The organism is Caballeronia sp. GAWG1-5s-s (genome assembly GCF_023631445.1).
In the GTDB taxonomy this organism is placed as follows: domain Bacteria; phylum Pseudomonadota; class Gammaproteobacteria; order Burkholderiales; family Burkholderiaceae; genus Caballeronia.
This window is the reverse complement of record NZ_JALQDC010000010.1, coordinates 95,305-108,182: the sequence shown is the minus strand read 5'-3', so window position 1 is coordinate 108,182 and position 12,878 is coordinate 95,305. Positions and strand designations below refer to the sequence as shown.

Annotated in this window: 12 protein-coding genes; 4 read left to right on the top strand and 8 right to left on the bottom strand. The window is 66.5% G+C overall.

All coding sequences use genetic code 11. From position 1 onward, the window contains the following. Positions 1–7: 7 nt before the first annotated feature. The 6 genes from NCR34_RS09970 to NCR34_RS09945 all read right to left on the bottom strand — a co-directional run bounded on the left by NCR34_RS09970 (position 8) and on the right by NCR34_RS09945 (position 7,550). A complete protein-coding gene (locus NCR34_RS09970; RefSeq protein WP_250499764.1) occupies positions 8–496 on the bottom strand; it encodes a GNAT family N-acetyltransferase in 489 nt (162 codons plus the stop codon). Further along, on the bottom strand, positions 493–768 hold the full coding sequence (locus NCR34_RS09965; RefSeq protein WP_049655276.1) for a hypothetical protein: 276 nt from the start codon (positions 766–768) through the stop codon (positions 493–495). Before NCR34_RS09965 ends, NCR34_RS09970 begins: the two co-directional genes overlap by 4 nt. An 84-nt stretch (positions 769–852) precedes the next feature. Further along, the gene (moeA, locus tag NCR34_RS09960; RefSeq protein WP_250499763.1) at positions 853–2,154 is read right to left on the bottom strand and encodes a molybdopterin molybdotransferase MoeA; all 1,302 of its coding nucleotides are present in this window, start codon (positions 2,152–2,154) and stop codon (positions 853–855) included. 101 nt (positions 2,155–2,255) lie between these two features. Next, entirely contained in the window at positions 2,256–2,810 is a 555-nt protein-coding gene (mobA, locus tag NCR34_RS09955; RefSeq protein ID WP_284506529.1) for a molybdenum cofactor guanylyltransferase MobA, read from the bottom strand. Between the two features lie 84 nt (positions 2,811–2,894). Continuing rightward, entirely contained in the window at positions 2,895–4,001 is a 1,107-nt protein-coding gene (gene moaA, locus NCR34_RS09950) for a GTP 3',8-cyclase MoaA (protein WP_250499761.1), read from the bottom strand. Positions 4,002–4,190: 189 nt separating this feature from the next. Beyond that, the gene (locus tag NCR34_RS09945) at positions 4,191–7,550 is read right to left on the bottom strand and encodes an Rne/Rng family ribonuclease (RefSeq protein ID WP_250499760.1); all 3,360 of its coding nucleotides are present in this window, start codon (positions 7,548–7,550) and stop codon (positions 4,191–4,193) included. A gap of 894 nt (positions 7,551–8,444) precedes the next feature. Between NCR34_RS09945 and NCR34_RS09940 the strand changes: the two genes are divergently transcribed. Genes NCR34_RS09940 through NCR34_RS09925 form a run of 4 tightly spaced genes read left to right on the top strand, consistent with a single transcriptional unit; the run spans position 8,445 to position 11,499 of the window. Next, positions 8,445–9,440 carry an RluA family pseudouridine synthase gene (locus NCR34_RS09940; RefSeq protein WP_248320253.1) on the top strand — a complete coding sequence of 332 codons (996 nt, stop codon included), beginning with the start codon at positions 8,445–8,447 and terminating at the stop codon, positions 9,438–9,440. Further along, positions 9,441–10,100 carry an HAD-IA family hydrolase gene (locus NCR34_RS09935; RefSeq protein ID WP_175944490.1) on the top strand — a complete coding sequence of 220 codons (660 nt, stop codon included), beginning with the start codon at positions 9,441–9,443 and terminating at the stop codon, positions 10,098–10,100. Beyond that, positions 10,097–10,483, top strand: coding sequence for a Rieske (2Fe-2S) protein (locus NCR34_RS09930; protein WP_250499759.1), 387 nt, complete (start codon positions 10,097–10,099; stop codon positions 10,481–10,483). The genes NCR34_RS09935 and NCR34_RS09930 overlap by 4 nt, the downstream gene beginning before the upstream one ends. A gap of 47 nt (positions 10,484–10,530) precedes the next feature. Further along, positions 10,531–11,499 (top strand): S49 family peptidase, encoded by a 969-nt coding sequence (locus NCR34_RS09925; RefSeq protein ID WP_250499758.1) that lies wholly within the window; start codon positions 10,531–10,533, stop codon positions 11,497–11,499. A gap of 12 nt (positions 11,500–11,511) precedes the next feature. On the opposite strand, the gene NCR34_RS09920 is transcribed toward NCR34_RS09925, so the two are convergent. Together NCR34_RS09920 and NCR34_RS09915 are read right to left on the bottom strand one after the other, a co-directional pair. Further along, the gene (locus tag NCR34_RS09920) at positions 11,512–12,231 is read right to left on the bottom strand and encodes an SAM-dependent methyltransferase (RefSeq protein WP_250499757.1); all 720 of its coding nucleotides are present in this window, start codon (positions 12,229–12,231) and stop codon (positions 11,512–11,514) included. Continuing rightward, positions 12,228–12,839 (bottom strand): Maf-like protein, encoded by a 612-nt coding sequence (locus NCR34_RS09915; RefSeq protein ID WP_250499756.1) that lies wholly within the window; start codon positions 12,837–12,839, stop codon positions 12,228–12,230. Before NCR34_RS09915 ends, NCR34_RS09920 begins: the two co-directional genes overlap by 4 nt. Positions 12,840–12,878: the final 39 nt, after the last annotated feature.

Here is a 12,878-nt window from a genome sequence, read left to right as displayed (position 1 = left end):
AGCGCGCTCAGGCGGCGCCGTCCGCGAGGCGATCCAGCGAATCGCCGGTAATGCGCACAACGCGCCAGTCCGGCAGCACCGTCGCGCCCATCTTCTCGTAGAAGTCGATGGCGTTCTGGTTCCAGTCGAGCACCGACCATTCGAAGCGTCCGCACTGACGCTCGACGGCGAGCGCGGCCAGTTTCTTCAGCATCATCGTGCCTACGCCGCTGCCGCGCAGCGCAGGGCGCACGTAGAGGTCTTCGAGATAGAGACCGCGCTTGCCGAGAAAGGTCGAGAAGTTGTGGAAGAAGAGGGCATAGGCGACGACTTCGCCTGCCTGCTCCGCGACGAGCGCCTCCGCTGCCGGGCGCGCGCCGAAGAGCGCGTCGCGCAAGCCGTCCTGCGTCACGATAAAGAGATGCGTGAGCTTCTCGAACTCCGCGAGTTCGAGCATCAGGCCGTAGATGGCGCCGATGTCGGCGGGCGTGGCCGGTCGAATGGACGCGGCGCTCATGCTTCTTCCGGTGCGTCGGACAGCACGATTTCGATGCCGCCGAAGCGCGACGCCACCCAGTTATACGCGTGGCAGGCAATCCACAGCAGCACGAAGCCGAGAATCGCGTTGAGGAGCAGCGCGCTCGTGACCGTGCTCACCTCGACTGAGCCGTAGCGCACGAATGCGACCACGACGCCGAGCAGCACGATCGGCACGCTGAAGGTCAGATACACGAGGATCAGCGCCTTGGCCGTCTGTCCCGGTGCGATGGATGAGATCTGCTTTTTCATGGGAGGAGAACCCCGTCTATCGATAGTTGGAATGTGGGTCGCCGCGGCTTCGCGCATGATGAGTTCGCTATTAACTGTTCGCTGTCAGATGAGGCCGTCGAACGGCACGATGTTCACTTCGTCGCCCGCGTCGACATCGGCGCGGGCGTGTTCCAGCACGATGAAGCAGTTCGCATCGCTCATCGAACTCAGCACGCCCGACCCTTGCGGGCCGGTCGTCACGACGCGCCACAGTCCGGCGGCGTCGCGCGTGGCGATGCCGCGCTGAAACTCGGTGCGGCCCGCGCGCTTGCGGAGCGGCTCGCTGCAACGCGCCCGGATCACGATCGGCGCTTGCCGCGCGGCACCGGACATTGCGATGAGCGCCTCGCGCACGATGAAGTAGAAGGTCGCCATGACCGCGACCGGATTGCCCGGCAAGCCGAAAAAGAGCGCCGACTTGCCGGTGCCCGCACGCGGACCGGACCACAAACGGCCGAACGCGAGCGGTCGTCCGGGGCGCATCGCGATTTTCCAGAACGCCACGTCGCCGAGCGAGTTCATTAGTTCGCGGGTGAAGTCGGCGTCGCCCACGGACACGCCGCCCGAGCTGATGACCACGTCCGCCGCTTCCGTCGCCTTGCGCAGCGCTTTTTCCAGCGACGCGCGATCGTCGCGGACGATGCCCAGATCGACGGTTTCGACATTCAGCCGGCGCAGCATCGCAAAAAGCGTGTAGCGATTGCTGTCGTACAGCGTGCCGGGCGTCAGCGGTTCGCCGACGGAGCGCAGTTCGTCGCCGGTCGAGAAGAACGCGACGACGAGGCGCTTTTGCACGTCAATCTCCGCGATGCCGAGCGACGCCAGCAAGCCGAGATCGGACGCGCGCACGATGCGGCCCGCGCGCAACGCCGGCTTGCCGCGCGCGAGGTCTTCGCCCGACAGACGCCGGTTCTGGCCCGCGCGGACGGCATCGGCGGGAAAGCGAATCGCGTCGCCTTCGCGGGTGACGAGTTCTTGCGGCACGACGGTATCGCAGCCCTCGGGCATCAGCGCGCCGGTCATGATGCGCACGCATTCGCTCGGCGTCGGGCGACCCGTGAACGGCCGGCCGGCGAGCGCGGCGCCCGCGACTTCGAGCGTTAAAGACTGCGTTGCCGACGCGAGCGCCGCGCCGGAGAACGCATAGCCGTCCATCGCGGAGTTGTCGAACGCCGGCACGTCGATGGGCGAGACGACGTCTGCGGCGAGCACGCGGTTCAGCGCATCGAAGAGGGCGACGCGCTCCACCTGCGCCTGCCCGCGCGGCATCGCCCATTGACGCACGATTTCCTGCGCCGCCTCGACGGGCAACGCATTCGGATCGTAGTGAGCGACGCAACCGGACAGTGGCTTCAACGTGGTCATGAACTGGCGTGAGGCGCGACGTGCGCGAGAAGCGGCAGACGCCGCGTGACGAAAGGCCGCCGGTGGGCTGGCGCAACGCTGTGCGAGCGCCGGGCGTCTCGTTACCGGCGCTCCAGCTCGGCTAGCTGGCGTAAATCATTAATATTGTAAAACGCGCGATCCTCGTGAAATGGCACTTGCACCGCCTTGTGGCGCGCGTACCACGCGCGAACTTTGCGCTCGCCGGCCGCGAGCCGGGCGTCGAGATCGTCGGCGAGCGAGGCGCGAACGAGCGCGAAGACCGGATGCGCGATGCGTTCGCCGGCTGGTTCGATCGTCGCGGCATAGGCGATGTCGGCGTTTTCGGCGTCGAGCGCTTCGCCGAGCAGAAGGCCGAGCCGTTCATCGACGAACGGCGCGTCGCACGGCGCGATCAGCGCGAACTCCGTGTGCGCCGCGCGCAAAGCCGCCGCGATGCCCGCGAGCGGGCCGGGGTAGTCGCCGAGCGTGTCCGCGATCACGCGGGCGCCGAACGGCGCGGCAAGTTTCGAATACGCGTCGATGTTCCGGTTGGCGCTGATCAGCATGGCGCTCGCTTGCGGCGCCAGGCGGCGCAGCACGTGCAGCGCGAGCGGTTCGCCGAGAAACGGCTGCATGCCCTTGTCGACGCCGCCCATGCGCGAGCCGCGCCCGCCCGCGAGCACGAGCCCGGTGATGTTCGAAGCCGAAGCGGCGCTCGCAGTCGCGATCACTTAAAAAACTCAGCCGCCGATGTACGACATTTCCACGCGCGGACCGTCTTCCCGCGAGGCCGCCGACGCGCTGCCGCGCAACTGCGAGTAGCGGTCGCCGCGCGCTTCCCAGATGCGGGAGATGGCCGTGGCCACGTCTTCATCGCTCGCGCCGCCGCGAATGAGGGCGCGCAGGTCGTTTCCTGCGGACGCGAAGAGGCACAGATACAGCTTGCCTTCGGTGGAAAGCCGGGCGCGCGTGCACGAGCCGCAGAAGGCGCGCGTCACGCTCGAGATCACGCCGATTTCGCCGCTGCCATCCCGATAACCCCAGCGCTGCGCGGTCTCGGCGGCGGTGTGCGCTTCGAGCGGCGCGAGCGGGAAGTGCGCGGCGATGCACTCGACCACCTCTGCGGACGGCAGCACTTCGCTCATGTTCCAGCCATTGGACGCGCCGACGTCCATGTATTCGATGAAGCGCAGAACCACGCCGCTGCCTCGGAAATGGCGCGCCATCGGCACGATTTCCTGGTCGTTCGTGCCGCGCTTGACGACCATGTTCACCTTGATCGGCGCAAGACCGACCGCTTGCGCCGCCGCGATGCCGTCGAGCACGTCGGCGACGGCGAAATCGGCGTCGTTCATGCGGCGAAAGAGGGCGTCGTCGAGCGCATCGAGGCTCACCGTGACGCGCGAGAGGCCCGCGTCCTTCAGCGACCGCGCCTTGCGCGCGAGCAGCGAACCGTTGGTCGTGAGCGTGATGTCGAGCGGCCGGCCCTCGGGCGTGCGCAGTTGCGCGAGCCGGCCGATCAGGAATTCGATGTTCTTGCGCAGCAGTGGCTCGCCGCCCGTCAGGCGAATTTTTTCGACGCCATGCGCGACGAACACGCGTGCGAGCCGCTCGATTTCCTCGAACGACAGCAGCGCGGAATGGGGGAGAAACGGATAGTCCTTGTCGAAGACATCGCGCGGCATGCAGTAGACGCAGCGGAAGTTGCAGCGATCCGTGACCGAAATGCGCAAGTCGCGCAGGGGACGCGCGAGCGTGTCCGTCAGCAAGCCGGATGGCGCTGCGGCGGCGCCGGCGAAATCCGGGATCGCGCTGACATCGGCTAACGGGATGATGCGTCGGGACATGGCTGCTCGGGACTTCGGTCCAAAAGGCGATCAGCCCATTTTAGCGGAAGCGGGCAAGTCCGGCCGGGCACGGCCAGGCTCGGCGGACCGGGCTTTCCACTAGTGCGGAAAGAAAAAACGCCATCGACCGGAGGCCGATGGCGTTCGCGTGCCACATCGCGCGGCCCGAGAGACGGCCGCGCGACCCGGTCAGTGCGCGCTCTTGCCGGTTTCCACCTGCTGCATCGGGGCGGTGTCGAGCGGCGGGAGCGGCTTGCGCTCGCGCGGCACGCGCACCGGCGCCGGTTCCTGCGCGGCGGCGGCATTGGCCGCGCGCAGCTTGTCGGCGTCCGTGTTCACCCAGACGAGGCCGGCGGTGTCGAGCATCGGCTTCAACGCGTCCGTTCCCGTCGACGATGCGGCGGGCGTCGGTTGCGTCGCGGCAGGCTTCACCGGCTCCGACACGACCGGAACCTGCGGCTCGATCGTCACTTCGGGCTGCGCCATCGGCGCGGCTTCCGACTGGATCGGCTCGACGGCGGTCGCAGCCGGCGTCGAAGCGATGGCGGCGGTTTTCACCGGCTCCGAGACCACGGGTGCCACGGGTGCTTCGGGCGCCGTTTCGGCGTGGCTCGCAGCTTCGACGGGCTTCGGCTCGTCCACGACCACCGGCGCGAACGGATCGACCGGCTTCGTTTCCGCGACCTTCGACGACGGCCCGAACGGGTTCTCGACGGCAGGTGCCGCTGCGGGCTTCGCGAACATATCGGGCGCAGGCTGCGAGTCCGCGTTGGCTTCTGCCTTCGCTTCTTCGCTCGCTCGCAACGGCTCGGCTTGCGTGGCCGGCGCTGCTACGGGCGCGACTTCCTGCGGCTGCGCCTGGCGGCTGTCCGCAACCGGCTCCGACTCGGCTGCAACCGGACGCGTTTCACGGCGTGCGGCGGCTTCCTGCGCGGCTTCGGCGTCGAAGACACCGGCTTGCGCCGACGTGCTTTCGGCTGCGCCTTCGGCTTCCGCGACATCGGCGGCGTGGTTCACCGTCATGCCTTCTTCATCGCGATCACGGCGACCGCCACGGCGACCCCGGCGGCGGCGACGGCGCTCTTCGCCTTCGCGCGCGGCTGCCGCCTGATCGGCGGAGAGGGCATCGATGTCTTGCGGCAAAGCGTCGGCATTGAGCGGCGCGGTGTCCGCGATCTCCGATGCTGCCGTCTCGCCTTGCGTCAATGCTTCGACGGCGGCTTCCGGCTGCGGCTTGCGGCGCTCGGCACGCTCGGGGCGCTCAGCGCGTTCGGGACGCTCGGCACGGTCCGTCCGTTCGGCGCGCTCGCCACGCTCCCCACGGTCCGGACGCTCGCGGCGTTCCTGACGCTCGGCGGCTTCCGGACGCGGTGCGCGCTCGGCGCCACGTTCCTGGCCGCGATCGCGCGGTTCGCGCGCTTCACGCGGCTCACGAGCCTCGCGCGGTTCGCGGGCCTCACGCGGTTCGCGCGTCTCGCGGGGTTCACGCGCCTCGCGCGGTTCCCGGGCTTCGCGCGGCTCGCGGACTTCGCGCAGTTCACGGCCTTCGCGTCCTTCACGCGGCTCGCGGCCTTCACGCGTGCCACGTCCTTCGCGATCTTCGCGACGCGCGGGCTGACGGCTCGCACCGTTGCCGGCTGTCGCCGCGCCATTCGCGGGCGCGCCTTCACGGCCCGCGCCGCCACGACGATTGCGATTGCGGTCGCCGCCGCCCGTGCGCTCGCCACGCTCGCCGCGTTCCGTACGCTCGCGCTGCGGGCGCGCTGCCGGCTGCGCTTCGACGGGCGCCGGCGCAGGCTTCACTTCGGGCTGAATGCCAAAGAGGTTTTTGATCCAGGCGATGAAGCCGCCGGTTGCCGGCACCGGGGTCGGCGCGGGCGCGGGCGCGGCCTCGACAGGCGCGGGCTTGACCGGCGCGCTCGGCGCCGGCTTCTCGGGCGTGATGCCCTTGACCGCCGCTTCCTGCTTCGGCTTCACTTCCTCGGCGCGCTTGCTGTAGCCGGTCTCGGATTCGAGTTCGCTCGCCGCTTCGACGGCCATCTTCCACGAGGCGCGCGGATCGTCCAGACGCGCATCGTCGTGACGCAGGCGCTCCAGCTTGTAATGCGGCGTCTCCAGATGCTTGTTCGGAATCAGAACGACGTTCACCTTGAAGCGCGACTCGATCTTGTTGATTTCCGAGCGCTTTTCGTTCAGCAGGAAGGCGGTCACCTCGACCGGCACCTGGCAATGAATTGCCGCGGTGTTTTCCTTCATCGCTTCTTCCTGGATGATCCGCAGGACTTGCAGCGCGGACGATTCGGTATCGCGGATATGGCCCGTGCCGTTGCAACGCGGGCAGGTCACGTGGCTGCCTTCCGACAGCGCCGGACGCAGCCGCTGACGCGACAGCTCCATCAAGCCGAAGCGCGAGATCTTGCCCATCTGCACGCGCGCGCGGTCGTGCTTGAGCGCGTCTTTCAGGCGCTGCTCGACTTCGCGCTGGCTCTTGGCCGACTCCATGTCGATGAAGTCGATCACGATCAGGCCGCCCAGATCGCGCAGGCGCAACTGGCGCGCGACTTCGTCGGCGGCTTCGAGATTGGTGCGCGTGGCGGTTTCCTCGATATCCGCGCCCTTGGTGGCGCGCGCCGAGTTCACGTCGATGGCGACGAGCGCCTCGGTGTGATCGATCACGATCGCGCCGCCCGAGGGCAGCGGCACCGTGCGCGAGTACGCCGTTTCGATCTGATGCTCGATCTGGAAGCGCGAGAAGAGCGGCACGTCGTCGTGATAGCGCTTCACCTTTTGCAGGTTGTCGGGCATCACGATATCCATGAAGGCGCGCGCCTGGTCATGGATTTCGGTCGTGTCGATGAGGATTTCGCCGATATCCGGCTGGAAGTAGTCGCGAATCGCGCGGATGACGAGGCTCGATTCGAGATAGATGAGCATCGGCTGGCCGGCGACGCCGCTTTGCGACGCGGCTTCGATCGCGCGCCACAGTTGCATCAGGTAGTTCAGGTCCCACTGGAGCTCTTCCGCCGAACGGCCGATGCCGGCAGTCCGCGCGATGATGCTCATGCCTTCGGGCAGTTCCAACTGCGCCATGGTTTCGCGCAGTTCCTGCCGCTCGTCGCCTTCGATTCTGCGCGACACGCCGCCGCCGCGCGGGTTGTTCGGCATCAGCACCAGATAGCGGCCGGCCAGCGAAATGAACGTGGTCAGCGCCGCGCCCTTGTTGCCGCGCTCTTCTTTTTCGACCTGAACGATGAGTTCCTGGCCTTCGCGCAGCGCGTCCTGGATGCGCGCGGAGCGCATCTCGACGCCGTCGCGGAAATACTGGCGGGCGACTTCCTTGAACGGCAGAAAACCGTGGCGGTCTTCGCCGTAGTTGACGAAGCAGGCTTCGAGCGACGGCTCGATGCGGGTGACGACTCCCTTGTAGATGTTGCCTTTGCGCTGTTCGCGCCCGGCGGTTTCGATGTCGATGTCGATGAGCTTCTGTCCATCGACGATGGCGACGCGCAGTTCTTCTTGCTGCGTCGCATTGAACAGCATGCGTTTCATTGAACGGCTCCAGAGCGGCTTTGACCCTTCCTCGTCTGGCGAATCGGCGCGGATTCGAACATCGGCGCGAAGCGGGAGGGCGGGCGTGCCACGCTTTTTGTGTTGTCACAAAAGCACGCCGGAGCGGATTTTAGGCGGGAGAATTGCCGAAAGCTGGCATCGGGCCGACGAATGCGGCGGCCGGGCCAAGGGGCACATGCGACAACGGCAGCGCGCGGAGGCGATGCGGCCCGTGGCAAGGACGAACGGCGGCGCGGGGCTTTCCGCGTCTCGAAATGGACGCACGGAAAGCCGCAGCGCTCTTTCAACAGAGCCTTTCCCTCCCGACGGCGTTCGCGAAAGGAAGAGCGGTGTCGCGCGAACCGGCGCGATGCTTCGTTACCGATCTTCGTCTTCGCGGACGTGCCGCGCCGGCAGCCGCGGGCTACGTGCTCCCGCCTGCTTGCCGTGTCTCGCCTCGTTGCGGCGTTTTTTTGCGTCTCGCGCTTCGCAGGAATCAGCGCAGCAGCGAGATGCGTCGCCGTTGTTCGCAAATCGGCGAGCCCCGATGTGCCGTCTTCGCCCCTTGCTCGATGGCAGGGCTAAATTGGGCGGGCAGCCGGTTGAACGCCCGGATGCCATCTGTTCTCGCCGATGAAATTCTTTTTGACCAAAAATCCGTTACCGATCGGCGATCGACCCGACCGAACGCGCCTGTGGGCTCCGTCCCTGCCGGTGATATCGCCGTGCGTGCAACTCGTTGCTCGATTTTCCGGGCGAGCAACCGGCCCTGGGCGCAAGTAAAATAATGGTTTATCGCTTGCACCTGTACAGTCTGATGAATCGCGCCGTAGCTCCTCATGGGTAACTGAGTCGAGTCCGGCCTTTTCAGGCTGCTCGCAAATTATATTCAGAATGAATGAGTTAGGCAAAACATCCCATAAACAAGTTGCAAGCGAGCGCACGTCGATGATCGAAGTCGATGAAACCGCTGCCGGACAGCGCATCGACAACTTCCTTTTGCGCGTCTGCAAGGGCGTGCCCAAGAGCCATATTTACCGGATTCTCCGCAGCGGCGAAGTGCGCGTGAACAAGGGCCGCATCGACGCGGCGTACCGGCTGGAGTTGGGCGATGTCGTGCGCGTGCCGCCCATTCGCATCGCTCAGGCCGACGAAGCGCCGGTGTCGTCGAATGCGCCCGCCGCCGAATTCCCGATTCTCTTCGAAGACGAGCACCTGATCGTCATCGACAAGCCGTCGGGCGTCGCGGTGCATGGCGGCAGCGGCGTCGCGTTCGGCGTCATCGAACAATTGCGCAACGCGCGGCCGCACGCGAAGTTTCTGGAGCTGGTGCATCGGCTGGACCGGGAGACGTCCGGCGTGCTCATGCTCGCTAAAAAGCGCGCGGCGCTCGTCAATCTGCACGAGCAGATTCGCGAAAATCGCGTCGACAAGCGATATTACGCGCTCGGACACGGCGACTGGCCGAGCGACTGGGGCCGGCGGCGCATCGTGAAGGCGCCGCTGCACAAATACGTGGCGGCGGACGGCGAGCGGCGCGTGCGCGTCCAGGAAAACGGGCTGGCGTCGCATACGGTGTTCAACTTGATCGAACGCTGGACGGATTACGCGTGGGTCGAGGCGGAACTCAAGACCGGCCGCACGCACCAGATTCGCGTGCATATGCAGAGCATCGGCCTGCCGATTGCGGGCGACGCGAAATACGGCGACTTCGCGCTGAACAAGGAACTTGCGCGGCCGAGCGCGATGCCTTCGCTCAAGCGCATGTTTTTGCACGCCTATCGACTGAAAATCACGCATCCCGCGACGGGCGCGCCGCTGCAGTTCGAAGCGCCGCTGCCCGCCGAGTGCAAGCGCTTCATCGAACAACTCAAAAACCGAGAGACATAAATGGCGCGGCAGCAATTCGATCTGATCGTTTTCGACTGGGACGGCACGCTCATGGATTCGACCGTCCATATCACGCGGAGCATTCAGGCGGCGTGCCGCGATCTCGGCCTGCCCGTGCCCGCCGACGAATCCGCGAGCTACGTGATCGGCCTGGGTCTCAAGGACGCGCTGCAAATCTGCGCGCCGACGCTCGACACGAAGGACTATCCGCGCCTCGCCGAGCGGTATCGCTTCCATTTCCTGACGATGGGCCAGCAAACCGAGCTCTTCGCCGGCGTGCGCGAACTGCTGCAGGAATTGCGCGACGAGGGCTATTTTCTGGCGGTGGCGACGGGCAAGAGCCGCGTCGGGCTGAACCGGGCGCTGGATCAGTCGCGCCTGACGAGCGTTTTCGACGGCACGCGCTGCGCCGACGAAACCTTCTCGAAGCCGCACCCGGCGATGCTTCAGGAACTCACGCGTGAACTCGGGCAGGATCTGTCCCGCACGCTGATGATCGGCGACACCACGCACGACCTGCAAATGGCCATCAACGCGGGCGCGGCGGGCGTGGGCGTCGCGTACGGCGCGCATCCGGCGGATTCGCTCACCGCGTTGCAGCCGCGTTTCTGCGCGGATAGCGTCGCGTCGCTGGCCGGCTGGCTGCGGGAGCACGCATGACCGAGCCGACACGAGAGGCGGTGCGCGTCTGCGCAGCGGACGAACTGGTCGATGGCGGCGCGGGCGTGCGGATGGGCGCGCAGGACGCGAGCGGCGAGGCGGTCGTTTTCTTCGTCCGCTACGACGGCAAGCCGTACGGCTACCTGAACCGCTGCGCGCACGTGCCGATGGAACTCGACTGGGCCGAGGGCCAGTTCTTCGAAAGCTCGGGCCTATACTTGATGTGCGCGACGCACGGCGCGATCTACGAGCCGGACACCGGCAAGTGCGTCGGCGGCCCGTGCCGCGGCGCGCGGCTTCGACCCGTCGCGGTCGAAGAACGCGAGACGCCGGAAGGGCGCGCAGTCTTCTGGCTGCCAGACGACGCGCTTCGCCCCGCCTGATTTCCCCTTTTTTCCTTTGACCCGGCCGTACGACCGGAAGACCACGCATGTCCGATAACCTTTCGCCCAACCCGCGCGGCAACGACAACTGGGAGCGCGACGCGCTGGAACGCGTCGCGCTCGCCGCCATTCGCGAGCAACGCGCCGCGCGCCGCTGGCGCATCTTTTTCCGCTTCGTCTTTCTCGCCGTGCTCGGGCTGATCGCGTGGGGCGTGTTCGATTTCACCGGCGATCACGTCGCCAAGTCCGGCAAGCACACGGCGCTGATCGACCTCCAGGGCGAGATCTCCGCGAACAGCGACGCGAGCGCCGACAACATCGACGGCGCGCTGCAAAGCGCGTTCGAAGACGACGGCACGGCGGGCGTGATCCTGCGAATCAATAGTCCGGGCGGCAGTCCGGTGCAGGCGGGCATCATCAATCGCGAAATTCGCCGGCTGCGCGCGAAGTATCCGAAGACGCCGCTTTACGTGGTCGTCGACGACATGTGCGCGTCGGGCGGCTATTACGTCGCGGCGGCGGCCGACCGCATCTACGTGGATCGCGCGAGCATCGTCGGGTCGATCGGCGTGCTGATGGACGGCTTTGGCTTCACGGGCCTGATGGACAAGCTCGGCATCCAGCGCCGCATGCACACGTCTGGCGCGAACAAGGGCGCGTTCGATCCGTTCTCGCCCGAAACGCCGCAAATGACCGCGCACGCTCAGGACATGCTCGACGAGATTCACACGCAGTTCATCGACGCGGTGAAAGAGGGACGCGGCAAGCGTCTGAAGGACGATCCGGACCTCTTCTCCGGCATGTTCTGGACGGGCGAGAAAAGCGTGCAACTCGGTCTCGCGGACGGCTTCGGCGACGCGAATTACGTAGCGCGCGAGATCATCAAGCAGCCGGATATCGTGGATTACACGCAGAAGGAAAGCATCAGCGAGCGCGTGGTGCGGCGCTTCGGCGCTTCCGTGGGCGATGCCGCCGTGCGCGCGCTGACGCTCGGCGGCAAGGTGCAGTTGCGCTGATTCGTAACGCGCTTACGACGCGAGCAGCAGAAAAATGGCCGGGCGCTTGTGCAGGTCCGGCGCGGCGTGCTTTTTCCAGTCGGCTGCCGTGCGCGTGACGATTTGTTCGCCGGGCAGCGTCAGGTCCACGGCCACGCAAATCAGCGTCGAAGGCGCGCAAGCCGCGACGAGCGTGTCGAGCATCGCGCGATTGCGGTACGGCGTTTCGATGAAAATCTGCGTCTGATTCGCCTTGCGCGACAACTGTTCGAGCTCGCGCAGGCGCTTGCCGCGTTCCGCTGCGTCAACCGGCAGATAGCCGTTGAACGCGAAGCTCTGGCCGTTCATGCCCGACGCCATCAGCGCGAGCAGGATCGAGCTCGGACCGACGAACGGCACCACTTTGACGCCGCGCTCGTGCGCCCGCCGCACCAGCAGCGCGCCGGGATCGGCGACGGCGGGGCAGCCGGCTTCCGAAACGAGGCCGGCGTCGGTGCCCGCGAGGATCGGCGCAAGTAGCCGGTCGATTTCGGCGCGCGGCGTGTTCACGTTCAACTCGCGTATCTCGATTTCCTGAATCGGCCGTTCGGTGCCGACTTTCTTCAGAAACGCCCGTGTCGTCTTCGCGTTTTCGCCGATGTAGTAACCGAGCGCCGCAGCCTGCGCGCGCACCGGCTCGGGAAGCACGGACGCGAGCGCGGCGGCGTCGCCTTCGCCCAGCGTGTTCGGGATCAAATAGAGGATGCCGCTCATGCCGCCCCCAGAACCGCAAAGCCGGCGGCTCGCAGCATCTTCGTCAGCGCGATGAGCGGCAGGCCGATGAGTGCTGTCGGGTCGTCGGAGTCGATCGCGTCCAGGAGCGCGATGCCCAGACCTTCGGATTTGGCGCTCCCCGCGCAGTCGTAGGGCGTTTCGGCGCGCAAGTACGCTTCGATTTCGGCGTCGGAATAATCGCGAAAGCGCACGCGCGTGACGATATCGGCGGATTGCACGTCGCCCGTGCGCGCGTCGAAGAGGGCGAGCGCGGAGTGGAATTCGACGCTGCGGCCGCGCATCGACCGAAGCTGTTCGACGGCGTTGTCGTGTGTGCCGGGCTTGCCGAGCTGACGGCCATCGAATGTCGCGACCTGATCCGAGCCGATTACGAGCGCGTCCGCCGCGTCCGTCATGCGTTCGGCAGCGGCGCGCGCCTTCGCGATCGAGAGGCGCACGGCGGTGGCTTCGGGCGATTCGCCTTCGAGCGGGGCTTCGTCGATATCGGGCGAAACGACGTCGAACGGAATGCGCAGGCGCTGCAGCAACTCGCGCCGATACGGCGAACTGGACGCCAGCACGAGGCGCGGCGCTTGAGGAATCGACATATTGAAAACCGGTGAAATGGGTGGATAAGCCACAGACCG